This is a genomic window from Nocardia veterana NBRC 100344, assembly GCF_000308855.1.
In the GTDB taxonomy this organism is placed as follows: domain Bacteria; phylum Actinomycetota; class Actinomycetes; order Mycobacteriales; family Mycobacteriaceae; genus Nocardia; species Nocardia veterana.
Window position 1 is genome coordinate 1 of record NZ_BAGM01000082.1, and the last position, 24,624, is coordinate 24,624.

The following is a 24,624-nucleotide window of genomic DNA, read 5'->3' on the forward strand; positions in this document are numbered from 1 at the left end:
CGGTCGCGGCGGCCTGGGCGGCGGCGACCTCGGCACGGCGCTGCCGGTCCCACGCCAGATACGCGTCGCGCTGTCCCTGCAGGCCCGCCACCGTGGACCTGGCCTGATCGAGCTTCTGCTGGGCCGAATCCCGTTGCGCCATCAGCGCGTTACGCTTCTGCGCCTGATCGTCGAGGGCGGCTTTGGCGGCCGCCACCGCGGCCTGGGCCTGCTCCTGTTTCTGCTGCGCCTCGGCCGCCGCGGCGTCGGCGGTCTGCTTCGCCTGCCGTGCGGCGGAATCCTTGTTGGCCTGCTCGACCTGCGCGCGGCGCAACCCGTCGATGGCGGCCTGCTGGTTCTTGGAAGCCATCCCGAGCAGGTCGGCGCGGTCGAGAGCGGCCGCCGGATCGGACCCGGCGAGGTAGTTCACCATCGAGGTGGAGCCCGGATGGGTGTAGGCGTCGACCGCGAATTCGTCGAATTTTCCCTGCGCCTGGTGCACCTGGATGCCCGCGGTCTGCAGATCGCGCTGGGTCGCGGCGACGGTGGCCGCGGCGGCATCGGCCGCGTCGCGGGCGTTCTGCAGATCGACCAGCGCCTTGTTCACCGCCTCACGCTTTCCGGCGACCTCGGTGTCGAGTTGAGCCAGTTGCTGGTCGGCGGTGGCGACCTGGTTGATCAATCCGCTGACCTCGTCGACTCCGGCTGCCACCTGCGCGCCCGCCGAGGCGATGTCACCGTCGCTCGGATTGGGCGGGGGCGGCGGCACGGCGGCCACGAGCGGAGCGGTCACCGTCAGCGCGATTCCGCATAAGAGCAATCCTACAGCGACCTTCGCGGCGCCCCCGAGCCGCCTCGCCGATATCCGCATCACACCTCCCTGGATCCCACTGCGACTCCCGGCGAGTCGATATTCGCCAGGACTGCGCTGGGCGACCGGCCAAGGCGCCGCCGCACGAGCACCAACGGCCCATCTGCCCTCGAGCGACGCTGGAGGCCCATGTGACACTTCTTCCCCAAGAGTGCCACCTCGAAACCGTACGACACTTCCTTCACAGAGGAAACATCGGACGACAAATCACACGCCGGTAATTTTTGGGTTGCTCAATATTTGCTGACTGCTCGTAGGGGATCCAGGGAGAAAACAAACCAGGCGTTCAGTTTCACCGGAAGAAACAAGACCATTCGGTCGATATCATTCAGGAGACGCCCGCAGGCGATCTCCCGCGACTCCCCAGCATCACGGTGGCGGGCACCGTGGCGGCGTCGCTACCGCGAGCCGCCCGGAGCATCGACGGGAGCACGGTCGGTCGCGGCGCCCTCGCGCGCCGCCCGGCGGGATTTGACGACATACAAGCCGCCGATGACTGCGACGACGCCCGCCAACAGCACCGCGGTGATCGCGGTCCACGACACCTGCTCCGGCTTCTCCAGCCGGTCGACGAAGATCTGAGCCGCCGTCGCGGTGTGCCCGCCCTGGTACTTCGCCTTGTCCTCGGCCCACTCCAGGCGGGCCCGGTGGATCGAGTCGCTGTAGGTCCCGATCCAGTCGTCACTGAACACCACGACGGTGCCGTGCTCACTCTTGCCGACCGTGGTCGCCAGATCCCGCAATTCCGAGTCGCGGCCGGGATTTCCCTGCACCACCACGATGTTCAGGTCGATACCGTGCGCTCGCGCCTGCTCGGCGATCGCGGCGAGCTTGTCCTGATCCTTGCCCTCCGGCGCGGCTACATGATTGTCGGCCAGATCCAGCAGGATGGCGTCGACGTCGGTATTCGGCGGTAGCTCCGCGGCCATAGGGGTGAAAACCGAGGCATACGAGACGGTCATCTTCCATCCGGTCTTGTCGAGCCGCCGACTCCAGCGACGGGCGTCCAACACATTCACGTGATCAACACACACCTGGCCGGCACATCGGAGGCGACAACTCCGACGGGGCCTGCGAGCACAGTACGCGACGGGGGCATCATGGATGACGGCACGCCGCGCCGGACGTGCCCCGCACGCTTCTTAGGACAAGCGTACTGTTAGAGTTCGGAAGTACGAGGCGCGCAGCCCGAAAGCGTCCTCGAGCACCGCCGCCGGCGCAGCCCCGCCGGCGGCCACCCACGGGGCCCGCACGCGCCCCGACGGAACACCGACGAGTGGAGCTGAACGTATGACAAGTATCGATACATTCGGCGCCAAGGGCACCCTCGAGGTCGGAAGCAACTCCTATGAGATCTTCCGCCTCTCGGCCGTGCCCGGCACCGAGAAGCTGCCCTACGCCCTGAAGGTCCTGGCGGAGAACCTGCTCCGCACCGAGGACGGCGCGAACATCACCGCCGACCACATTCGCGCCATCGCCAACTGGGATCCGTCGGCGGAGCCGAGTATCGAGATCCAGTTCACCCCCGCCCGCGTGATCATGCAGGACTTCACCGGCGTGCCCTGTGTCGTCGACCTCGCCACCATGCGTGAGGCCGTCACCACCCTGGGCGGCGACCCGAACAAGGTCAACCCGCTCTCCCCCGCCGAGATGGTCATCGACCACTCGGTCATCCTCGACGTCTTCGGCCGCGCCGACGCCTTCGAGCGCAACGTGGAACTCGAGTACGAGCGCAACGGCGAGCGCTACCAGTTCCTGCGCTGGGGCCAGGGCGCCTTCGACGACTTCAAGGTCGTCCCCCCGGGCACCGGCATCGTGCACCAGGTCAACATCGAGTACCTGGCCCGCACCGTCATGGTCCGCAACGGCCAGGCCTACCCCGACACCTGCGTCGGCACCGACTCGCACACCACCATGGTGAACGGTCTGGGCGTGCTGGGCTGGGGCGTCGGCGGTATCGAGGCCGAGGCCGCCATGCTGGGCCAGCCGGTCTCGATGCTGATCCCGCGCGTGGTCGGCTTCAAGCTCACCGGTGAGATTCAGCCGGGCGTCACCGCCACCGACGTCGTGCTCACCGTCACCGACATGCTGCGCAAGCACGGCGTGGTCGGCAAGTTCGTCGAGTTCTACGGCGCCGGCGTGGCCGAGGTGCCGCTGGCCAACCGCGCCACCCTGGGCAACATGAGCCCCGAATTCGGTTCCACCGCGGCGATTTTCCCGATCGACGAGGAGACCATCAACTACCTGCGTCTGACCGGCCGCTCGGACGAGCAGCTGGCCCTGGTCGAGGCCTATGCCAAGGAACAGGGCATGTGGCACGACCCCGCGCACGAGCCCGCCTACTCCGAGTACCTCGAGCTCGACCTGAGCACCGTGGTGCCCTCGATCGCCGGCCCGAAGCGCCCACAGGACCGAATCCTGTTGTCGGAGGCCAAGACCGCCTTCCGCAAGGACATCCACAACTACGTCGAGGAGAACCTGCCGGCCGAGCACAGCAAGCTCGACGAGGCGGTCGAGGAGACCTTCCCGGCGTCGGATCCGGCGGCGTTGTCGTTCGCCGACGACGGCGCGGTCGACGTCCAGTCCGCCGCCAACGGCGCCCAGGGCCGCCCGACCAAGCCGGTCAAGGTGCACTCCGAGGAGCGCGGTGACTTCGTCCTCGATCACGGTGCCGTCGTGGTCGCGGGTATCACCTCCTGCACCAACACCTCCAACCCGTCGGTCATGATCGGCGCGGCGCTGCTGGCCCGCAACGCCGTCGAGAAGGGCCTGTCGAGCAAGCCGTGGGTGAAGACCAACATGGCGCCGGGTTCGCAGGTCGTCTCCGACTACTACGAGAAGGCCGGCCTGTGGCCGTACCTGGAGAAGCTGGGCTTCTACCTGGGCGGTTACGGCTGCACCACCTGCATCGGCAACACTGGCCCGCTGCCGGAGGAGATCTCCAAGGCGGTCAACGACAACGACCTGTCGGTCACCGCGGTGCTGTCCGGTAACCGCAACTTCGAGGGCCGCATCTCCCCCGACGTGAAGATGAACTACCTGGCCTCGCCGCCGCTGGTCATCGCCTACGCGCTCGCGGGCACGATGGACTTCGACTTCGAGCACGACGCGTTGGGCAAGGACACCGAGGGCAACGACGTGTTCCTGCGCGACATCTGGCCGTCGCCCCAGGAGATCGACGACACCATCAAGTCGGCGATCAGCCAGGACATGTTCCGCAAGTCCTACGCCGACGTCTTCAAGGGCGACGAGCGCTGGCAGAACCTGAACACCCCGTCCGGTGACACCTTCGCGTGGGACGAGAACTCGACCTACGTCCGCAAGGCGCCGTACTTCGACGGGATGGAGCTCGAGCCGGCTCCGGTCGAGGACATCAAGGGCGCCCGCGTGCTTGCGTTGCTGGGCGATTCGGTCACCACCGACCACATCTCCCCCGCCGGTCCGATCAAGCCGGGCACCCCGGCGGCGCAGTACCTCGACGCGCACGGCGTGGAGCGCAAGGACTACAACTCCCTGGGCTCGCGGCGCGGTAACCACGAGGTGATGATCCGCGGCACCTTCGCCAACATCCGGCTGCGCAACCAGCTGCTCGACGATGTCTCGGGTGGCTACACCCGCGACTTCACCCAGGAGGGCGGCCCGCAGGCGTTCATCTACGACGCCTCGCAGAACTACCAGAAGGCCGGCATCCCGCTGGTCGTGCTGGGCGGCAAGGAGTACGGTTCGGGCTCCTCGCGCGACTGGGCGGCCAAGGGTACCCGCCTGCTGGGCGTCAAGGCGGTCATCACCGAGTCGTTCGAGCGCATCCACCGCTCCAACCTGATCGGCATGGGCGTCATCCCGCTGCAGTTCCCGGCGGGTGAGTCGGCCAAGTCGCTGGGCCTGGACGGCACCGAGGTGTTCGACATCGAGGGCATCACCAAGCTGAACGAGGGCGTCACGCCGAAGACCCTGAAGGTCACCGCGACCAAGGAGAACGGCGAGAAGATCCAGTTCGACGCGGTCGTGCGGATCGACACCCCCGGTGAGGCCGACTACTACCGCAACGGCGGCATCCTGCAGTACGTGCTGCGCAACATGATCCGCGGCTGATCGGCCGACACATCGCGCGGTGCGTCGTCGTACCGGGCCCGGCCACCGATGGCCAGCCGGGCCCGGTACGAATATCGTTGCGCCGCCGAGGATCAACGCGCACCACGCTCGTACTGTGACAACCCCCGCGCCGGGTCGCACCGGCGCGGGGGTCCGTGCATTCCCGCTGGAGGAGCCCATGCCCAAGGTCAGTGACGATCACCTCGCCGCGCGGCGCAGCCAGATTCTGGACGGGGCGCGGCGGTGTTTCGCCGAATTCGGGTACGAGGGCGCCACCGTCCGCCGCCTGGAAGAGGCGATCGGCCTGTCCCGCGGCGCGATCTTCCACCACTTCCGGGACAAGGACGCGCTGTTCCTCGCGCTGGCCCAGGAGGATGCCGAACGCATGGCCGAAGTCGCGGCCAACGAGGGCATCGTGCAGGTCATGCGCGAGATGCTCGACAACCCCGAACAGTACAACTGGCTGGGCACCCGGCTCGAGATCGCGCGCCGGCTGCGCACCGATCCGGAATTCGCCGCGGGCTGGACCCAGCGCTCCGCCGAGCTGACCGCGGCCACCCTCGCCCGGCTGGAGCGCCGCAAGGCCGCGGGCGCGCTGCGCGACGATGTGCCCACGGACGTGCTGCTCGGCTATCTGGACCTGGTCCTGGACGGCCTCATCGCCCGCATCGCCTCCGGCCATGTCAACGAAAACCTCACCGCCGTATTGGATCTCGTCGAGGCATCGGTACGCCGCAAGGAGTGACCCATGCGCCGGATCCTGCCGAACAACGCGACCATCGACACGGTGACCGCCGACCCGACAGGCAATTGCGACGCGATGTGACTTATCCGGAACCTGTCCGACGCGGCAAACTGATGTAGGCGGCACGGCCGCGGTGACCGATCCCACGGTGGCTTCGGAAATACCGGGAACACAGCCGGGGTTCGGCCAGGTATGACCTTTTCCGTGCCCGTCACCGTCCGCGGTTACGAACTCGATGTCAACGGCCATCTGAACCAGGCCGTGTATCACCAGTACGCCGAGCACGCCCGCTGGGAGGTCCTGCGCGCGGCCGGCCTGGTTCCGGACAAGATGCGACTGTCCGGGCTCGGCCCGGTGGTCCTGGAATCCACGGTCAAATATCTGCGCGAACTGCATCTCGGTGACGAGATCAGCGTCACCTGCGAATGCCGCTGGGGTAGCGGCAAGGCGTTCCGGATGGATCAGCGCATCGTCAAGATCGACGGTACGGTCTCCGCCGAATTCACCGTCGTGCTCGGACTCATGGATCTCGACGCGCGCAAACTCGTGCCGAATCCGAGCGAACGGTTTCTCGAACTCGCGGAATCGCCCGATGTGCTCGGGCTGTGAGGCGTTGACAGCTCAACCGAATATCTTTCGGCGATAGGGTTTTCCGAGTCCGCGACGATCGGCGGAGAACGCACCGGAAATCTTTCGTTGCGGGCCGGTGGGGTAGCGGCGGGGGCTATGATCCTGTTCACGCTCGACTTCCGGGGCAAATCGCGAGCAGATCGGAGTCCAGCCCATGAACGATGCCCGCCGCCCGGCGCCCGGCAGCACCCGGCCGCGGACCGATCCACGCCGGTCGGCACCGCCGCTGTCCGGCCGCCTGGTCGCCGAATCGAGCGACACCGTCAGTATCCGAGTCGCCGAGGGCGTGTGGACCCTCGACCGCCGCGACATCCTGCAGTGGCTCGAGCCCTCCCCCGCCGGCTCCGAACGCGCGGTACAGGTGTGGATACGCCCCGGTGCCACAGCGGATTTCACGCAGCGTCGCCGGATCCACCTCACCGAGCGCCCGCTGACCCTGCCGCCGCGGCCCGGCCCCGCGGTAGGCGACGATGCGCTCGCCCGCCTCACCGAGCAGTGGGCCCGCCGGCTGCGGGTACGGACGGTCCCCGGCGCCGCCGGTGCCACGGTGAGCTACAGCCACACCCACAGCGGTGGTGGCAGCGACGACGGGACGGCGTGCGACAGTCTCGACTGAAGGACCGACCGGAATGAGTGCCCGTGCGCCGGGTGCGGTGCTGATCGTCTCGGAAGCCGACGATCTGCACGCCGATGCGATGGCCTCGACTCTGCGAAAAGCCTATGGGCTCAATCCGATTCGTCTCGATATGCGTGACTTTCCGGCGGAGACCGGGAGTTTTCGGCTCGACCGTGCGGGCGCGGTGCGATCGCTGTCGCATCTGTCCGGACTCGACGACGTGACCGCCGTATGGTGGCGACGCCCGCACCGATGTCGCGTGCCGGGCGGATTCCTCGACGGCGACGACGACTTCCGCCAGGCCGAGTGCGACGGGTTCCTTCAGGGCCTGCTGTGGTCGATCCCGGCCGTCTGGGTCAACGATCCCGGTGCCGACCGCACGGCCACCCGCAAGATCGTGCAGCTCGACACCGCACGACGCAGCGGATTCGCCATCCCGGAAACCTTGATCACCAACGATCCGGACGAGGCCCGCGGTTTCGTCGACTCCCGCAGTGGTTCGGTGATCTGCAAGCGCACCGGCACCGGACGGGCCGAATTCTCCGCGACCCGCATCATCGGCGCCGAGGACATCGACCGGCTCGACACCATCCGCTCGGCGCCGACCACCTTCCAGGACTACATCGAGGCCGAATGCGATCTGCGCGTGGTGTGGATCGACGGTGTCGAGTGGGCCGTGCGCATCGACTCCCAAGCCGGTGCCGGCTGGGTGGATTCGCGGCTGGACACCTCGGTGGATTTCGCGCCCGCGCGGCTGCCGGCCTCGGTCAGCAAGTCGCTGACGACGGTGATGGGCGCACTCGGCCTGGTCTTCGGCGTGCTGGACATCCGGCTCGGGCTCGACGGCGAATATTACTTCCTCGAGGTGAATCCGCAGGGCCAGTTCGCCTACCTGGAGATCAAAACGGGTCTGCCGATCTTCGCCAGTCTCGCCCACTATCTGGTGTGCGGTGACGCCATGGTGGCGGACTGACGCTACCGATCGGCGGACTCGCGCTCCAGGCCGGCCAGCAGCAGGCGCGCGAGCCGGTCCAATTCGTCGCGGTCGCGGTCGGACAGCACGGACAGCAATCGCGTTTCGTTCTCGGTATGGGCGGTCACCACCTCGTCGACCAGCGCCCTTCCGGCCGGCGTGAGCGCGACCCGCACCGCCCGGCGGTCGGCCGGATCCGCGACGCGGCGAACCAGTCCCGCGGCCTCCAGCCGGTCCAACCGCCCCGTCATCCCGGCCCGCGACAGCATCAGGGTGTCGGCCAGCACGGACGGTGTCAGTTCGAACGGTTCGCCGGAACGCCGAAGCGCCGCAAGGACATCGAATTCACCACGCTGCAATCCGTGGTCGGTGAACACCGCTTCGATCGCGCGTTCCGCGAGCAGATGCACACGCCCCAGGCGTCCGATGATCGCCATCGCCGCCAGATCGAGATCGGGGCGTTCGCGCTGCCACTGCGCCACGATCGCATCCACCGCATCGTTGTGTTGTCCGGCCATGGACAGATTCTATTCGACGGGATATAGTTAGGTAGCGAATTATCAACTATCGAACTATTTGGAGGTTTCGATGTCGACGTTGCCCCGCATCCCCGCCGCCGTCGTGCAGCCCGGCGAAGCCGAGGTTCGCAGCACCGATACGGTCACCATGCGCCTGCTTCTGGACTCCGATCGCACCGGCGGCAGCGTCAGCACCCTCGAGGTGACGATGGCCCCCGGGGCCGATGGCGCGACCCCGCACTACCACACCCGCTCCGACGAGCTGTTCTACGTCGCCGACGGAGAACTCCAGGTGTTGGCCGGTGACGAGATCCGCACCGTGGGCGCGGGCGGCGCGATCACCGTCCCGAAGTTCATGCCGCACGCGTTCGGCGCGGCCCCCGGCTCCCCCGCCCGGATCCTCATCGCGCTGACGCCGGCCGTCCACCGCTTCGGCTATTTCCGACTGCTGGAGCGAGTGGCCGCCGGCGAGGCGACCCTCGCCGAATTGGCGGCCACCCAGGACGAATACGACAATCATTTCGTCGACGCACCGGCCTGGTGGGCCGAACGCAACGCCCACCGGTCCTGATTCCCGTGGCGGCCCGGCAACAACTCAGGCCAGAAACGCCCCGATCCGCGCCGCCACCTCGTCCACGTGGGTCAGGTACAGGTCGTGCCCCGCCCCCTCGATCACCGCGCAGTGGGTATTCGGGCGCCTCGCAACCATGGCGTCGGCGTGCGCCGCCGGAACGACCGGGCTGGTTCCGCCCAGCAGCAGCAGGGCGTGCTGACTGCTGGCGGTCCAGTCCGCCCACCAGTCGCCGACCACGCCGCGCTTCACCGCGACCATGTCCTCGGCATGCCAGCGGAAGCGCCAGCCGCGCTCGTCCTCCACCGCACTTTCCAGGAAATGAAACGGCGCGCCCAGGGCCACCAGCCGCGCGATCGCCTCGCGCATCTGGGACAGGCTGTCGAACCGGGGCGGCAGCTCCGCCAGCCAGGGATCGGGGAACTCACCCGCCACCACCGGAAAGTCCAGGGCCACAAAGGATTCCACGAGCTCGGGCCGCCGCGCGGCGAGTTGATAGGCGTTGATCGCCCCCAGCGAGTGCCCGATGATCGTCACCGGAGCGAGGTCGAGTCGTTCGATCACGGCCACGGTGTCGCGCAGGAATGCCTCGCGTGAGTAGTCGCCGGCGCGATCGGAGCGACCATGACCGCGCTGATCGGGGGCGATGATGCGCCGGCCCATCCGCTGCGCCAACGGCATCCAGGACCGACCGCAACCGAACGCCCCGTGCAGCACCAGCAGCGGCCGCCCGGCGCCGCCGGAGTCGACATAGGCCAGGCGCAATCCTTCGGGGGTCGTCAGATAATCGAGCATGAGCGACACTCTAATCGAGAGTCTCGAATAGAGACAATCCGAGTCACGTGCAGGTCCGGACGTTAGAGTGAGCGCATGCTGGAGTTGAGCATCCTCGGGTTCCTGTTCGAGCGGCCGATGCACGCTTACGAACTGCGACAACGGATTTCGGGGCTCTCCGGGCATATCCGGCCGGTCAGCGACGGCGCGCTCTATCCGGCCCTCAATCGGCTCCGCACTGCCGGACTGCTCACCAAACAGCCGGACGCGGGCTCCACCCGCCACACGCTGTCACTGACCGAGGCGGGTCGCGCGGAACTGCTGCGCCGGCTCCGGGAGCCCGCCGAGGTGGAGATCACCGACCGCGACAGCTTCCTGACCCTGCTGGCCTTCCTCGGCTATCTGCCCGACCGTCGGGACCAGGTGGCCGTGCTGCGGCGTCGGCTCGCGTTCTACGAACAGCCCGCGAGCTACTTCTACGAAGACGGGCGGCCACTGCGTGCCGCGGACATGACCGACCGATTCCGGCGCGGCATGCTCACCTTGGCCGCGGCGACCCGCCGCGCGGACAAGCAGTGGCTGCGCGCGGAGATCGCCGCACTCGAAAACGAGTGATCAGGCCTTACTCGTCGCCTTCCGGCGATTGGCGCCACCGCGGCTGCGGAGCTGCACATGCGACTCCACGAGCACGTTGTGGATGAAACCGTACGAACGGCCGGTTTCCCGCGCCAGCGATCGGATGCTGGCACCCGCCTCGTATTGCTTCTTCAGCTGGGTCTGCAGCCGATCGCGCGACTTGCCCGTGACGCGCGTGCCTTTACCCAACGTCGACTTCCCCTGTGCGGGCCTGTCACTCATGGCTTCCTCCGGTCGCCGTGCAGCCTCACTCCAGGCTAGAGGCTCGACCGGCAGTGATCAACGCCTCACTGTGATGAAACTCACCGATTGCGAGGATATTTCGGCGTGTCCGGCGCGTCGCCGGAAGGCGTCCGCCCCGCTCAGGCCAGCTGGATGAGCTCCAGATAGTCCTGCGACCAGTGATCCTCGGTCCCGTCGGGCAGCATGATCACCCGTTCCGGATTCAGCGCCTCGGCCGCACCCGGATCGTGGGTGACCAGGACGACCGCGCCCGCATAGCTACGCAGCGCGTCGAGCACCTGCTCGCGGGACACGGGATCCAGGTTGTTGGTCGGCTCGTCGAGCAGCAGCACATTCGCCGCCGAGGACACCAGCCCGGCCAGCGCCAGCCGCGTCTTCTCACCACCGGACAGGGTGCCGGCCGGCTGATCGAGCTGCGGACCGGTGAACATGAATGCGCCGAGCAGGCCGCGCAGGTCCTGCTCCCCCGCGTCGGGCGCCGCGTGCCGGATGTTCTCCCACACGGTGGCGTTGTCGTCGAGGGTGTCGTGTTCCTGGGCGAAATAGCCGATCTTCAGCCCGTGCCCGGGGACCAGACCACCGGCCGTGGGTGTCTCCACTCCGGCCAGCAGACGCAGCAACGTCGTCTTACCGGCACCGTTGAGGCCCAGCACCACCACCCGTGATCCGCGATCGATCGCCAGATTCACGCCGGTGAAGATCTCGAGCGAGCCGTAGAGTTTGGTGAGGTTCTCCGCCATCAACGGCGTCTTGCCGCAGGCGGCCGGTTCCGGGAACTTGATCCGCGCCACCTTGTCGGCCACGCGCACCTCGTCGGCCTCGGCGAGCATGCGCTCGGCGCGTTTGATCATATTCTGGGCCGCAACGGCTTTCGTCGCCTTGGCGCCGAGTTTGGCGGCCTGCGCCTTGAGCGCCGACGCCTTCTTCTCGGCATTGGCGCGTTCGCGGCGCCGGCGCTGTTCGTCCGTGGCGCGGGCGTCGAGGTACTTCTTCCAGCCCATGTTGTAGATGTCGGCCTCACCGCGCACCGCGTCGAGGAACCACACCTTGTTCACCACGTCGGCGAGCAGGTCCACATCGTGGGAGATGACGATCAGCCCGCCGTCGTGGTTCTGCAGGAAGCCGCGCAGCCAGGTGATCGAGTCGGCGTCGAGGTGGTTGGTGGGCTCGTCGAGCAGCAGCGTGGTGTCGGATTTGCCGCCGGAGCCGTCGGAGGCGCTGAACAGGATGCGGGCCAGTTCGATCCGGCGGCGCTGGCCGCCGGACAGCGTGCGCAGCGCCTGCCCCAGTACCCGGTCCGGCAGACCGAGGCTGTGGCAGATGCGCGCCGCCTCGCTCTCGGCGACGTAGCCGCCCAGTGCGGAGAAGCGCTCCTCCAAGCGACCGTACTTGCGCACCGCCTTCTCGCGTTCGGCGTCGTCGACGACCTCGGCCATCAGGGCCTGCTGCTTCTCCATATCGCGGATCAGCTTGTCCAGTCCGCGCGCCGACAGCACCCGGTCACGGGCGAGCACGTCGAGGTTGCCCTCGCGCGGATCCTGCGGCAGGTAGCCGATTTCCCCCGACCGAATCACCTTGCCGGCGTAGGGTTCTCCCTCACCGGCCAGAATGCGCAACGTCGTGGTCTTTCCCGCGCCGTTGCGGCCGACCAGACCGATACGATCACCGGCCTGCACCCGCAGCGCCGAACCCGGCGCGGTGAGCAGGGTGCGGATTCCGGCCCGGACCTCCAGGTCGGTCGCGGTGATCACAACAGTCTCCTAGCACGGTAAGGGTGGTAAACGGTTCGATTGTGCATCCCTCGGACACACCAGAACCACCCATTTTACCGGCCGCCGACGGGAGCCGACGAATCGCGCACACCGCGGAGCAACCGGGCGCGGGTCAGCGGGCGACCACCCGGAGTGTCCGCAGGCTGGGATCGGCCGGGTCGGGCACGTTCATACCCGACTCCAGGCCCGACCGCAGATAGTCGACGACCGCGGCGTCGATCAGCTCACCGGGCACGATCACCGGAATCCCGGGCGGGTAGGGAGTGACCTGCTCGGCGGCGATGCGGCCGACCGATTCCTCGAACGGGACGACCTCCTGGGGCCCGAAGAACGCCTCGCGCGGGTTCATCACCGACTGCAATTGCAGCTCGCTCGGGCTCGGCACCCGGATATCGGCCGGACGCGACCCCTCGCCCCGGTACTGGACCCGCCACGCGCTGAGGGCGTCGACCAGGGCGTCGATGGTGTCGGCGTCGTCGGCCATCGACAACGTCGCCAGAATCCGGCGGTGATCGCTGAGGCCCATATCGATGCGACGGTGCTCCCGCAACCAGTCGGCGATCACGTAACCCGTTGCGCCGGTGGCGGATACGTCCATCAGCACCTGCATGCGGTCCAGGTCGTGGGAGGCCTCGACACCGAGCAGCTCGTCGGCCATCACCGAGATGCCGGGAATCCGGTCGAGCTCGGTGCGGGCGCGCTCGGCGGTGTGCAGGGCATCGGTGAGCAATTTCTCACCGTCTTCGACCATCTGCCGCCGCCAGCCGTCGATCGCGGCGTAGAGCAGCACGTTCGGGCTGGTGGTGGTCAGCAGTTCCGCGCACAGTTTCAGCCGGTCGGTGTCGACCAGATCGCCCTGCACGTGGAAGACGGATCCCTGTTCGAATCCGGCGCCCATCTTGTGCACGCTCACCACACACACGTCGGCGCCGGCATCCATCGCCCAGGTGGGCAGGTCCGGGTGGAACGGCAGATGCGCCCCCCACGCCTCGTCCACGATCAAGGGCTTACCGCGCCGGTGACAGACCTCCGCGATGCCGGCGATATCGGCGCAGGTGCCGTACGGGCTGGGGCTGACGATCAAGGCACCGGCGGCGTCCGGGTGGTCGGCCCAGGCCCGCTCCACCTGCTCCGGCGACGGCGGGTGCGAAAAGTGGCGCTCGGCGTCCCAGCGCGGGGTCACCCAGCGCGGACGTACGCCGGAGAAGATCAGTCCGGCCACGATCGATTTGTGGCTGTCGCGGCCCACGATCAGCCCGCCGTCCACACCACCGGCGACCGCGAGCATGGCAGCCTTGACCGACAGCGAACTTCCGCAGGTGGAGAAGAACGCCACGTCGGCGCCCACCGCGTCGGCCATCAGCTCCTCGGCCTCGTTCAGATATCCGCCTCGCGAGAGCCGATCGTCGAGGCCGGGCGTGGCGAGAATGTCGGCCGCCAGCGCGCCACCGAGCACCTCGCGCACGCGCGGGTCGGCACCCGCGCCCTGGCGGTGTCCGGGCGGGGTGAATCCGTAGCGTCCGAGGGCGCGATAGTCGGCCAGTGCGTCGAGAACGGGGGCCCGGGAATGGTCCATGGTTTCGCCTCTCTGCGTGGTGGTGCCGTAGCCGCGCTCAGCGCAGCGCCGGCAGCACGTCCTTCTCGTAAGCGGTGAAGAAGCCGTCCAGGTCGGGGCCGATCTGCCCGACGTAGAGTTCGTCGGCACCGGCGTCCAGGCAGCCGCGCAGCTGTTCGATGTGCCGGTCCGGGTCCGGCCCGGCCGCGAACTGGCGACGCGAGGCCTCCCGGTCGAGCAGCGACATCGCGGCCTCGAAATCGGCGGGCCGAGGCAGGGTCTGCGGCAGCTGACCGGGCAGCAGTTCGTTGGACCAGAGCCGGTGCGCCGCGTCCACCCCGGATTCCTCGTCGGCCGACCAGCTCACCTTGGTGCCCATCTGCACCGGTTTGGAGCCGCCGCCGCTGTCGCGGAACAGCTCGACCAGCTCCCGGTCCGGGATACTGGTGCAGTAGCCGTCGCCGATGCGCGCGGCCAATTCGGTTGCCTGCGGGCCGAATCCGGAGATGTAGATCGGGACCGGCCGCTCGGGCAGGGTGTAGATGCGCGCTTCCTGGACCCGGTAGTACTCACCTCGGTGGGTCACGACATCGCCGCGGTGCAGGCGGCGGATCAGTTCCACGGCCTCGGCCAGCATGCGCAGCCGTTCGCCCGGCGCGGGCCACGGATCGCCGAAGATGTGTTCGTTGAGTGCCTCACCGCTGCCGACGCCCAGTACGAAACGGCCCTCCAGCTGGACCGCCGCGGTGGCGGCGGCCTGCGCGATGATCGCCGGATGGATGCGCACGGTGGGGCAGGTCACCGCCGTCGTGACGGGCAGCGAGGTCGCCTCCGAGAGCGCGCCGATGGTTCCCCAGACGAACGGGCTGTGCCCCTGCGCGTCGTTCCACGGATGAAAGTGGTCGGAGATCCACAGCTTCTCGAAACCGGCCTGTTCGGCACGCTTCGCCTGCTCGACGAGCTCCTTCGGGCCGAATTGCTCACTTGCGAGAAAGTATCCGATTGCGGCCATGCCCGGCGGTTACCCAGCCGCGGTGGTGGTATTCGGCCTCAGCGTTTCGCGTTCGGTTCCAGGGGCCGGCCGGACAGGGCCGCGGCCAGCAGTTCCACCGCGTGATGCGGATCGGCATCGGGTTGCAGCTGCCGGATCTGGGTACGGCAGCTGAATCCGTCGGCGAGCACCAGGGTGCCCGGGGCGCGGCCGCGGACCGCGGGCAGCAGCTTGTCTTCCGCACAGGCCACCGACACCTCGTAATGACCGCGTTCGAAACCGAAATTGCCTGCCAGACCACAACATCCGGCATCCAGGACGTCGACTTCGGCCGCGGTGGACGACAGTAGCTCGCGGTCGCGGTCGTAGTGCAGGATGGCGTGATGGTGGCAGTGCGGTTGCACCATGGCCGCCGCGTCCACGTGCGGTGGGCGCCAATCCGGCGCGCGCTCGGCCAGCAGTTCGGCCACCGTATAGGTCTGGCCGGCCAGCCGGTGCGCGTCCTCGTCGCCGTAGAGCAACTCGGGCAGATCCGCGCGGAAGACGGCCGCGCAGCTGGGTTCGAGCACCACGATCGGCGTGCCGTCGCGCAGTTGCGGCGCGAGGGTCCGCAGGGTCCGGCGCAGCACCCGCTTCGCCGTCGGCAGCTGGCCGGTCGAAATCCAGGTGAGCCCGCAACAGACGGCCCGCTCGGGCACGACGACCGAGAAACCCGCCGCCTCCAGTACCGTCACCGCCGCCTCGGCGATCGCCGGCTCGAAGTTGTTGGTGAACGTATCGGGCCACAGCAGCACCGTGCCCCGCTCGCCGGTCGGGGAACCGGTTCGGCCGCGGAACTTTTCGGTGAATCGTGTCCGCGCGAAACGGGGCATCTCGCGCTGCCGATCGATACCGCCGAGGGCCGAGACCAGCCGGCGCAGACCCGGGGTGTGGGTGACCGCGTTGGCCAGCGGCGCCATCGCGGTCCCGAGCCGCGCCCACAGCGGAATCCAGCCCATCGAGTAGTGCGCCATCGGGCGGATCCGGTGCGCGTAGTGGTGGGACAGGAACTCCGCCTTGTAGGTCGCCATATCCACATCGACCGGGCAATCGCTGCGGCAGCCCTTGCAGGCCAGGCACAGATCGAGGGCGTCGCGCACCTCGGTGGAGCGCCACCCGTCGGTGATCGCCTCGCCCTGCAGCATTTCGAACAGCAAGCGGGCCCGCCCGCGGGTGGAATGTTCCTCCTCGTGGGTCGCGCGGTAGCTGGGGCACATCACCCCGCTGCTTTCGCCCCGGCACTTCCCCACCCCGACACAGCGGCCCGCGGCCTCGCTGAAGCGATGGTCGTCCTCGGGAAAGGCGAAGTGCGTCACCGGTTCCCACGGCCGGTAGTCGCTGCCCTGGCGCAGGTCGGCGTCGAGCCGGTGCGGCCGCACCACCTTGCCGGGATTCATTCGATTGCGTGGGTCGAACAGCGTTTTGACCTCTTCGAAGGCGCGGACGACCCGGTCGCCGAACATGATCGGCAGCAGCTCCGCCCGCGACTGCCCGTCGCCGTGTTCGCCGGACAGCGATCCGCCGTAGCGGCTCACCAGGCGCGCGGCCTCCTCCACGAAGCGGCGATAGCGGGCGATTCCCTCGGCGGTGCGCAGATCGAACGGGATCCGGGTGTGCACACAGCCGTGCCCGAAATGTCCGTAGAGCGAACTGGATTGGTAGCCGAACCGGTCCAGCAGCGCCTCGAAGTCGCGCAGATAGTCGCCGAGCCGGTCCGGCGGCACCGCGGCGTCCTCCCAGCCCTCGTGGGTTTCGGGGCTGTCCGGCGGATAGGCGGTCGCGCCCAGGCCCGCCTCGCGTGCGGCCCACACCTCCGCCTCCCGGTCGGGGTCGTCGAGGATGGTCGAGGTGGCCCCGGTCGCGCGTTCCAGATCGGCGATCATCTTCTGCGCGCGGGCATCGGCCTGCTGCTGATCGTCACCGTCGAACTGCACCATCAGCCAGGCCTTGCCGTCGGGCAGTTGCGCGATGGCCTGTTCGGCGAGCCGCTGACTGTGCTCGAGTTCGACGAGCCGATGGTCCAGCCCCTCCAGCGCGGCCGGATCGTGCGGCAGGATCTGAGATACCGCGTCGGCGGCGTGGTAGACGTCGGGAAACCCGAGGACGGCCATCGCCTTCGCGGCCGGACGCCGTACCAGCTGGATTTCCGCGCGCAGCACGGTCACCAGGGTGCTCTCGCTGCCGACCAGGAATTTCGCGAGGTCGAAGCCGCGCTCGGGCAGCAGCGCGTCCAGGTTGTATCCGGAAACCCGCCGGGGGATTTCCGGATAGGCGGCGCGAATGTCGTCGGCGTAGCGGTCGCGGATCTCCCGCAGCCCGCGTACCAGCTCGTCGGCCTCCGGGTTCACGCCGGGGATCAGGTCCGCACCGCCGACCCAGGTGCGCAGACCGTCGTAGGTGACGATCTCCAGCCGCCGCACCGAATCGACCATCTTGCCGTAGGCCTGCGCGGTGGACCCACAGGAATTGTTGCCGATCATGCCGCCGATCGTGCAGCTGACGTGGGTGGACGGCTTCGGACCGACCATCAGTCCGGTCGGGGCCAATTCCTCGTTCAGCGCGTCGAGGGCGATGCCCGGTTCGACCGTGACGGTCGCCGCCGCGGTGTCCACCTCGAGTACCCGGCGACAGTATTTGGTCCAGTCGATCACGACCGCGGTATTGCAGCTCTGTCCGGCGAGGCTGGTGCCGCCGCCGCGGGACAGGAGCGGAACGTCGTGCTCGTGGCAGATCCGTACGGCCGCGGCGGCGGCCTCCGGCGTGCGCGGGACGACGACACCGAGCGGCAGGGCGCGGTAGTTGGACGCATCCGTGGAATAGGTGGCGCGCGTGCCCGAATCGAACCGGACCTCGCCGTCCACCGCCTCGCGCAGTGCCGACTCGAGCGCCTGCAGCGGCCATCGGTCTCGGGTCGAAGCGCGGCGAGTCGATCGGTCCGGAATCGTCGTCATGCGGCACCCCTGTCGTGATCGGAACTACGAGGTACGCGACCGTTACCCACGTCGATGGGCCCGGCCGGACACCGCCGACATACCCGGGTCGGCTACCGGTCACACGGGCCGAATCGGACGTCTTCCAGCCGATTCCGCGACCCTTTCGGCTGCGCATATCCGCTCGGCACGCGGGTACGTCGCAGGAGCGACGCGGCACGACGCCCGCCGACGGCATCGACGGCGGGCCGCGGCATGCATGCGGAAAGGAGAGCGAGTGAGTGAACAGTCACCGGTCGTGGTGATCACCGGGGCCAGTGCCGGAATCGGGCGAGCCTGCGCCCGCCGCTTCGCCGCCGACGGCGCCCGGGTCGCCCTGTTGGCGCGCGGACGCGCGGGACTGGACGCGGCGGCACGCGACGTACGGGAGGCGGGCGGGCGCGCGCTGACGATTCCCACCGACGTCGCCGATTTCGCCGCCGTGGCGGCGGCCGCCGATCGCGTCGAGGAGCAGTGGGGGCCGATCGACATCTGGGTGAACTCGGCGTTCACCTCGGTCTTCGCTCCCTTCACCGAGATCACCGCCGCGGAATACCGCCGCGTCACCGAGGTGACGTACTTGGGTTCGGTGCACGGGGTCATGGTCGCGCTCGCCCGGATGCGCCCGCGCAATCGCGGCACCATCGTGCAGGTCGGGTCCGCACTGGGTGAGCGGGCGATCCCGCTGCAGTCGGCCTATTGCGGCGCCAAACACGCGGTCAACGGCTTTCTCGAGGCGGTGCGAGTCGAGCTGATGCACGAACACAGCGACGTGCACGTCACGATCGTGCAGGCACCGGCCGTCAATACGCCCCAATTCTCTTGGGTGCGTTCGCGATTGCCGAAGCGACCGCAGCCGGTACCGCCGATCTACCAGCCGGAGGTGGTCGCCGACACCGTGGCCTTCGCGGCCGCGCATCCGCGGCGCAAACAGTACTGGGTGGGCGCGAGTACGGTCGGCACCGTTGTCGGGCAACGGCTGGCCCCGGCCGTCCTGGACCGCTATCTGGCTCGCACCGGCTACGACTCGCAGCAGACCGACGCCGACGAGACCGACCGGGCCGACAACCTCTGGCAGCCGCTCGACGACACCGACGGTCACGATTTCGGTGCGCACGGCGAATTCGACGGCCGCGCCCACCGGCACAGCCCGCAGGCATGGTTGGCCCGCTGGGTGGAATCGGTGGCCGATTCCGTGCACCGCGTGACCGGGCGATGACCGCCCGCCCCGGTCGAGGTTGAGTTCGCCGCCCGCGGGTATCCGCCCCGCGACCAGGGCACGTCGGGCATTCCCGCGAGGTCGACCCGCACAGGACAGGAGAGGATATGGCGCAACAGGTTGGTGACTATGTCGTGGCCCGGCTCAACGAGTGGGGTGTGAAACAGGTTTTCGCCTATCCCGGTGACGGTATCAACGGCCTGGTCGCCGCCTTCGGCCGTACCGAGAAGCGGCCGACGTTCGTCCAGGCCCGCCACGAGGAGATGGCGGCGTTCGAGGCGACCGGCTACGCCAAGTTCAGCGGTGAGGTCGGAGTGTGCATGGCCACCTCCGGTCCCGGTGCGATCCATCTGCTCAACGGTCTCTACGACGCCAAACTCGATCACGTCCCGGTGGTGGCGATCATCGGCCAGACCGCGCGCAGTGCGATGGGCGGCAGCTACCAGCAGGAGATCGACCTGCAGAGCCTCTACAAGGATGTGGCCTCCGAATATCTGGTCGAGGTCAATGTCGCCGAACAGCTGCCCAACGCGCTCGACCGGGCCATCCGCACCGCGTGGACACGGCATGCGCCGACCGCGGTGATCATTCCGGCGGATCTGCAGGAGGAGCCCTACGAGCCGCCGCAGCACGAGTTCAAGCAGGTGCCGTCGAGCCCGCCGGACCATCTGCAATCGGTCGTGGTGCCGGCGCGTTCGGAGATCGAGCGCGCCGCCGAGGTCATCAGCGCCGGGTCCAAGGTGGCGATCCTGGTCGGCCAGGGCGCCCGCTCGGCGGCCCGGGAGGTGACTGAGCTCGCCGAGATCACCGGCGCCGGCGTCGCGAAGGCGTTGCTCGGCAAGGATGTGCTGCCCGACGATCTGCCGTTCGTCACCGGAACGATCGGATTGCTCGGCACCCGCCCCAGTTACGAACTGATGCGCGACTGCGACACGCTCGTCATCGTCGGTTCCAACTTCCCCTACAGCCAGTTCCTGCCCCCGCTGGATCAGGCCCGGGCCGTGCAGATCGATATCGACGGCACCATGATCGGGATGCGCTACCCGACCGAGGTCAATCTGGTCGGTGACGCGAAAGCCACACTGGCCGAGATCATTCCACTGGTGAAGCCGGTGGCGGATCGCTCCTGGCGCGAGACCGTGGAAGCGAACGTGTCGCGCTGGTGGGAGACGGTGGAACGGCAGGCGATGCTGACGGCGAAGCCGGTCAACCCGATGCGGGTGGTGTGGGAGCTGTCCCAGCAGATTCCGGACAACGCGATCGTCACCGCCGATTCCGGGTCGTCCACCAACTGGTACGCCCGCTGCCTGAAATTCCACGGCACCATGCGCGGGTCGCTGTCGGGCACGCTGGCCACCATGGGCCCGGGCGTGCCGTATGCCATCGGAGCGAAGTTCGCCCATCCGGACCGACCGGTGATCGCGCTGGTCGGCGACGGCGCGATGCAGATGAACGGGCTCGCGGAACTGTTGACCATCGCGCGCTACACCGACCGATGGAGCGACAAGCGGCTGGTGATCTGCGTCTTCCACAACAACGACCTCAACCAGGTCACCTGGGAGCTGCGTGCCATGGGTGGTGCGCCGAAATTCGAGGATTCGCAATCGATTCCGGACCTGTCGTACGCCGAGGCGGCGCGCTGCTTCGGCTTGGCGGCGATCGAGGTCGATGATCCGGATCAGTTGGCCGGGGCGTGGCAACGCGCACTGTCGGCGGATCGGCCCACGGTGCTCGATGTGCGCTGCGATCCCGAGGTACCGCCGATCCCGCCGCACGCCACCTGGGATCAGATGAAGGCCACCGCGGAATCGGTGCTGCGCGGCGATCCGAACGCCTGGCATCTGATCACCCAGGGGATGAAGACCAAGGCGCAGGAGATCCTGCCCGGGCGCCGGGGCGGCGGCGAATAACGCTGCCGCCCAGTGGTTATCGGTCCGGTTCCGGCACGCGGTGCGGGCATTCGCACGCGGCGGCCCAGTCGGTCAGCGAATGCCGGGCTCGCCGCAGCGCGCGCCGGAACTGCTCGCGGTCCCCGTACGGCGCGACGCTGTCGAACATGCCGGCGGCCACGGCCGCGACGACGGCGATGATCAACAAGGTGGTCATACCGCCCAGTCTGCGATGAAGCGGCCCGCCTCGACAGAGCCACCGCGGAAGTACTGGCCACCTCACGCGATTCGCGCCCGGCGCGCCGAACGGTATTACCGTCGTCTCCATGCACACCCTCGTGATGACCGGCGTGACCCGCGGTATCGGCCGGTTCGCCGCGGAACGGATCCTGCGCACTGCTCCCGACACCCGGCTGCTGGTGATCGCCCGGGGCACGGCCGGCACCCGGTTGTGCGCCGAGTTGTCGGGCCAGGGCTATGCGGTATCGCTGATAGAGGCCGATCTGGCCGCCCTCTCCAGTGTCGGCGCGGCCGCGCGCCGCATTCACGACCTGCTCGATCGCGGTGAGGTACCGCCGTTGACCGGTTTCGTCGGCAACGCCGGAATCCAGTACACCAACGACACCACCGCGACCGAGGACGGTCTGGAGGCCACCTTTACCGTCAACGTGCTGGCCAATCATCTGCTGCTACGCCTGCTCGAGGACCGCTTCGCGGTGCCCGCGCGCATCGTGATCACCGTCAGCGACACGCATTTCGGCGATGTGCGGCACAACCTCGGCATGGTGCCGGGGCCGAAGTGGCGCTCCCCCGACGTCCTGGCCCGCCCCCGCGCCTTCCCGCACCCCGACAGTGCCCGCGCCGGCCGCACCGCGTACTCGACGAGCAAGCTGGCCGCGATCCACCTCGTCCACGAGTATGCCCGCCGTCTTCCGGCCGGCATCGACATCTTCTCCTACAACCCGGGTTTCGTGCCCGGTACCGATCTGGCCCGCGACGCCGGGCCGCTGTCCCGCTTCGCGGTGCGCCGGATCGCGCCGCTGCTGACCGCCACGCCACTGGCCGGCACCGCGCGCACCGCCGGCGAGCAACTGGCCGCCGTGGTCATCGGAGAACTGGCCGCACCCACCGGCAGCTACATCGACCGCGACCGGGTGGCCGACTCCGCGCCCGAATCCTACGACCCGGTCCGCGAAGCACGGCTGTGGGAGTGCGCCGACCAGCTCGTCGCACCACATCGGCGCTGAGCCGCCGGTCCATCCGTTAGCGTGAGGCGATCCGGCGGAAGGACGAATCGTGAAAGTGCATCTGCAGGTGGAGGGTTCACCGCTGCGCGCCCTCGACAGCGCTCGCGCGATCGCCGCCGTCGGCGCCGACGGAGTGTTCTCCTTCGAGGGGCCGCACGATGTGTTCGTCCCGCTCGTCCTCGCCGCCGGGACCGGCCTGGAATTGATGACCAACGTGGCGATCGCCGGCCCGCGCAGCCCGCTGCATCTGGCCCACGCCGCGCACGACCTGCAGATGCTGAGTGCGGGACGATTCCGGCTCGGGCTGGGTTCGCAGATCCGGGTACACATCGAGAAGCGGTACGGCGGCCGCTGGGACCGCCCGGCGCGGCGCACCGGCGAATCGGTGGCGGCCGTGCAGGCCATCCTCTCGGCCTGGGAAGGAAAGGCGCCGTTGGACTTTCGGGGCGAATTCTTCACCCATACCCTCATGCCGCCCACATTCGATCCCGGACCGACCGGATACGGGGCGCCGCCGGTGCTGATGGGGGCGCTCGGTCCGGTGATGACCCGGACCGCGGCCGAGGTCGCCGACGGGCTGCTGGTCATGCCGTTCAACACCACCGCGCATTTCGTCCACCGCACGGTGCCCGCACTGACCCGCGGATTGGCGAACTCCGGCCGCGATCTCACCGATTTCGACGTCGTGGCGCAGGCGATGGTCGCGGTGGGGCGTACCGCGGCCGAGGTGGCAGCCGCGATCGACGCGGTCGCCCGGCTGATCGCGTTCTACGCCTCCACCCCTGCGTATCGACCGGTCCTCGAGGTCGAGGGCTGGGAGGACCTGCAGCCGCGCCTGAACGCGCTGTCGAAACAGGGACGGTACGCCGAGATGCGGGGGCTGATCACCGAGCCGATGGTGCGGGCCGTCGCGCTGGTCGGCTCGCCCGCCGACTGCGCCGTACAGGCGCGGGAACGCTTCGGCGACTACGCTCGCGACATCTGCTGCTATTTCCCCCATTACGAGCCCGACCCGGCCGCGATCGCCGAACTGGTGCACTGCCTGCACGCTCTGCCCTGATCGCTGCGACCCTCTCGCCGACGCGGACGCGGGCCGGGTCAGGCCGGGTCGCCGGACAGACCGCGCATCAGCAGCGTCCACGCGCGCCGGCCGGTGGCCTTCCGGTCCGGCAGTTCGGTTTTGATCAGGATCGCGGCCAGCATGGCCAGGGCCATCACCACATCGTCGGCGCCCAGCTCCGGACGCAGCGTCCCGCGCCGGGTGGGGTCGGCGAGTTTGGCGCCGATCAGATCGACCAGCCGACGTGACACCTCGTTCAGCCTGGGGTCGTCGAAGCCGGTGGGGTCGATGGTCGCGATGAATCCGGCCGAGACGGCGATCTGATCGACGATGAAGTCCAGCAGCTCCGCCGCCGTGGTGCCCGGCCGGTTCGCCACCTCTTCGATGGCCGCGATGTTGTCGTCGAACACCGCGAGGATCAGCGATTCGCGGGTGGGGAAATGCCGGTACAGGACGCCGGGCCCGACCCCCGCGGCCCGGGCTATCGAACTGAGCGGTGCGTCGAAACCGTTCTCGGCGAACACCTCTCGCGCCGCGCGAACCAAGGCCTTCCGGTTCGCCGCGGCGACTTTCGGCCCTCGATTGGCCCGGGGTGACGCGGTCATCACCGTGACGTTACCGCACCCGCGCGATCGGCCGACGGCGCTCCTCCCAGCTATGGCCGGGCCGCGCCGTCGCCCTCGAACCCGTTCGGCGCGTGGGTGTTTCGCGTTCCGGCGGATTCGCCGGCCACGGTGAAACGGGTTGCAGTCGACGGGCGCGGCGAGTTCGTCCACACAGTAAGGAATGGGACAACCCGACGCGCGCCGACACGGTCATCGAGGCATCGCTCCCTCCCGTCGGCGCCGACGCCCACGCCACCATGCTCATCGGTTTCGGAATCACGCCCGCCGTCTCGGCTACGACGCGGCGGCCGACGATGCGACGGTGCTCCGGCCCGCCGAGGCCGAACTCCGGCAGCGCATCGCCGCCCGCGTGCACACCAACGCCGGACCGGGCAGCACCGTGGTGGACACCGACGCCGTGGTCCCGAGCACCTGGCATCCGCTCGGCGGGGCGGCGATGGGGCCGGTCTGCGATCTCGACGGCCGGGTACACGGGCAGCGTGGGCTCTACGTCCTCGACGGCGCCCTGATTCCGGGCAGCACCGCCGCCCGCAATCCGTCGATGACGATCGCCGCGGTGGCCGGACGCGCACTCGACCGGATCGTGGCCACCGATATCGGGACCGTGTG

The 24,624-nt window shown here is 68.6% G+C and carries 22 protein-coding genes and 1 pseudogene; 12 read left to right on the forward strand and 11 right to left on the reverse strand.

The annotated features are described in order from the left end of the window. A partial coding sequence (locus tag ON37_RS13985; protein WP_373282022.1) for a coiled-coil domain-containing protein occupies window positions 1-772 on the reverse strand: 772 nt, incomplete at its 3' end. A gap of 476 nt (window positions 773-1,248) precedes the next feature. Then, entirely contained in the window at window positions 1,249-1,869 is a 621-nt protein-coding gene (locus ON37_RS13990; protein ID WP_245553193.1) for an Rv1476 family membrane protein, read from the reverse strand. 271 nt (window positions 1,870-2,140) lie between these two features. Here ON37_RS13990 and ON37_RS13995 point away from each other — a divergent pair, with 271 nt between their 5' ends. The 5 genes from ON37_RS13995 to ON37_RS14015 all read left to right on the forward strand — a co-directional run bounded on the left by ON37_RS13995 (window position 2,141) and on the right by ON37_RS14015 (window position 7,906). Then, window positions 2,141-4,942, forward strand: a complete 2,802-nt coding sequence (locus ON37_RS13995; protein WP_040719756.1) for an aconitate hydratase — start codon at window positions 2,141-2,143, stop codon at window positions 4,940-4,942. Window positions 4,943-5,120: 178 nt separating this feature from the next. Next, window positions 5,121-5,687 carry a TetR/AcrR family transcriptional regulator gene (locus ON37_RS14000; RefSeq protein ID WP_040719759.1) on the forward strand — a complete coding sequence of 189 codons (567 nt, stop codon included), beginning with the start codon at window positions 5,121-5,123 and terminating at the stop codon, window positions 5,685-5,687. Between the two features lie 192 nt (window positions 5,688-5,879). Then, complete coding sequence (locus ON37_RS14005) at window positions 5,880-6,296, forward strand: acyl-CoA thioesterase (RefSeq protein ID WP_040719761.1); 417 nt, start codon at window positions 5,880-5,882, stop codon at window positions 6,294-6,296. Window positions 6,297-6,471: 175 nt separating this feature from the next. After that, window positions 6,472-6,933, forward strand: coding sequence for a hypothetical protein (locus ON37_RS14010; RefSeq protein ID WP_040719763.1), 462 nt, complete (start codon window positions 6,472-6,474; stop codon window positions 6,931-6,933). Between the two features lie 13 nt (window positions 6,934-6,946). Next, the gene (locus tag ON37_RS14015; protein WP_040719766.1) at window positions 6,947-7,906 is read left to right on the forward strand and encodes an MvdC/MvdD family ATP grasp protein; all 960 of its coding nucleotides are present in this window, start codon (window positions 6,947-6,949) and stop codon (window positions 7,904-7,906) included. A gap of 2 nt (window positions 7,907-7,908) precedes the next feature. Here the strand turns inward: ON37_RS14015 and ON37_RS14020 are convergent, their stop codons facing one another. Next, window positions 7,909-8,424 carry a MarR family winged helix-turn-helix transcriptional regulator gene (locus tag ON37_RS14020; protein ID WP_040719768.1) on the reverse strand — a complete coding sequence of 172 codons (516 nt, stop codon included), beginning with the start codon at window positions 8,422-8,424 and terminating at the stop codon, window positions 7,909-7,911. 70 nt (window positions 8,425-8,494) lie between these two features. On the opposite strand from ON37_RS14020, the gene ON37_RS14025 reads away from it, so the two are divergent. After that, the gene (locus ON37_RS14025) at window positions 8,495-8,995 is read left to right on the forward strand and encodes a cupin domain-containing protein (protein WP_040719769.1); all 501 of its coding nucleotides are present in this window, start codon (window positions 8,495-8,497) and stop codon (window positions 8,993-8,995) included. A 24-nt stretch (window positions 8,996-9,019) separates the two neighbouring features. On the opposite strand, the gene ON37_RS14030 is transcribed toward ON37_RS14025, so the two are convergent. After that, window positions 9,020-9,790, reverse strand: a complete 771-nt coding sequence (locus tag ON37_RS14030) for an alpha/beta fold hydrolase (protein ID WP_040719771.1) — start codon at window positions 9,788-9,790, stop codon at window positions 9,020-9,022. A 75-nt stretch (window positions 9,791-9,865) separates the two neighbouring features. On the opposite strand from ON37_RS14030, the gene ON37_RS14035 reads away from it, so the two are divergent. Then, complete coding sequence (locus ON37_RS14035; RefSeq protein ID WP_040719773.1) at window positions 9,866-10,384, forward strand: PadR family transcriptional regulator; 519 nt, start codon at window positions 9,866-9,868, stop codon at window positions 10,382-10,384. Here ON37_RS14035 and ON37_RS14040 read toward each other — a convergent pair whose 3' ends face one another. The 5 genes from ON37_RS14040 to ON37_RS14060 all read right to left on the reverse strand — a co-directional run bounded on the left by ON37_RS14040 (window position 10,385) and on the right by ON37_RS14060 (window position 17,956). Continuing rightward, complete coding sequence (locus ON37_RS14040; RefSeq protein ID WP_040719775.1) at window positions 10,385-10,627, reverse strand: helix-turn-helix domain-containing protein; 243 nt, start codon at window positions 10,625-10,627, stop codon at window positions 10,385-10,387. Window positions 10,628-10,767: 140 nt separating this feature from the next. After that, complete coding sequence (locus tag ON37_RS14045) at window positions 10,768-12,399, reverse strand: ABC-F family ATP-binding cassette domain-containing protein (RefSeq protein WP_040719777.1); 1,632 nt, start codon at window positions 12,397-12,399, stop codon at window positions 10,768-10,770. Window positions 12,400-12,532: 133 nt separating this feature from the next. Continuing rightward, the gene (locus ON37_RS14050; protein ID WP_040719778.1) at window positions 12,533-13,996 is read right to left on the reverse strand and encodes an aminotransferase class I/II-fold pyridoxal phosphate-dependent enzyme; all 1,464 of its coding nucleotides are present in this window, start codon (window positions 13,994-13,996) and stop codon (window positions 12,533-12,535) included. Between the two features lie 37 nt (window positions 13,997-14,033). After that, complete coding sequence (locus ON37_RS14055; RefSeq protein ID WP_040719780.1) at window positions 14,034-14,987, reverse strand: TIGR03557 family F420-dependent LLM class oxidoreductase; 954 nt, start codon at window positions 14,985-14,987, stop codon at window positions 14,034-14,036. Between the two features lie 38 nt (window positions 14,988-15,025). Then, entirely contained in the window at window positions 15,026-17,956 is a 2,931-nt protein-coding gene (locus ON37_RS14060; protein ID WP_051031573.1) for an FAD-binding and (Fe-S)-binding domain-containing protein, read from the reverse strand. 277 nt (window positions 17,957-18,233) lie between these two features. Here ON37_RS14060 and ON37_RS14065 point away from each other — a divergent pair, with 277 nt between their 5' ends. Both ON37_RS14065 and ON37_RS14070 read left to right on the forward strand, forming a co-directional pair. After that, window positions 18,234-19,193 carry an SDR family oxidoreductase gene (locus ON37_RS14065; RefSeq protein WP_040719783.1) on the forward strand — a complete coding sequence of 320 codons (960 nt, stop codon included), beginning with the start codon at window positions 18,234-18,236 and terminating at the stop codon, window positions 19,191-19,193. 107 nt (window positions 19,194-19,300) lie between these two features. Beyond that, window positions 19,301-21,103 (forward strand): thiamine pyrophosphate-requiring protein, encoded by a 1,803-nt coding sequence (locus tag ON37_RS14070; RefSeq protein WP_040719785.1) that lies wholly within the window; start codon window positions 19,301-19,303, stop codon window positions 21,101-21,103. 16 nt (window positions 21,104-21,119) lie between these two features. Here ON37_RS14070 and ON37_RS14075 read toward each other — a convergent pair whose 3' ends face one another. Next, window positions 21,120-21,299 carry a hypothetical protein gene (locus tag ON37_RS14075; protein ID WP_040719787.1) on the reverse strand — a complete coding sequence of 60 codons (180 nt, stop codon included), beginning with the start codon at window positions 21,297-21,299 and terminating at the stop codon, window positions 21,120-21,122. A 109-nt stretch (window positions 21,300-21,408) separates the two neighbouring features. On the opposite strand from ON37_RS14075, the gene ON37_RS14080 reads away from it, so the two are divergent. Both ON37_RS14080 and ON37_RS14085 read left to right on the forward strand, forming a co-directional pair. Beyond that, entirely contained in the window at window positions 21,409-22,329 is a 921-nt protein-coding gene (locus ON37_RS14080; RefSeq protein WP_040719789.1) for an SDR family NAD(P)-dependent oxidoreductase, read from the forward strand. Window positions 22,330-22,378: 49 nt separating this feature from the next. Continuing rightward, window positions 22,379-23,389 carry a TIGR03617 family F420-dependent LLM class oxidoreductase gene (locus ON37_RS14085; RefSeq protein ID WP_040719791.1) on the forward strand — a complete coding sequence of 337 codons (1,011 nt, stop codon included), beginning with the start codon at window positions 22,379-22,381 and terminating at the stop codon, window positions 23,387-23,389. 38 nt (window positions 23,390-23,427) lie between these two features. Here ON37_RS14085 and ON37_RS14090 read toward each other — a convergent pair whose 3' ends face one another. Beyond that, window positions 23,428-23,994 (reverse strand): TetR/AcrR family transcriptional regulator, encoded by a 567-nt coding sequence (locus ON37_RS14090; RefSeq protein WP_040719793.1) that lies wholly within the window; start codon window positions 23,992-23,994, stop codon window positions 23,428-23,430. A 173-nt stretch (window positions 23,995-24,167) separates the two neighbouring features. Here ON37_RS14090 and ON37_RS31760 point away from each other — a divergent pair. Continuing rightward, window positions 24,168-24,622: pseudogene (locus tag ON37_RS31760) on the forward strand (GMC oxidoreductase); the annotation flags it as partial. Window positions 24,623-24,624 lie beyond the last annotated feature (2 nt).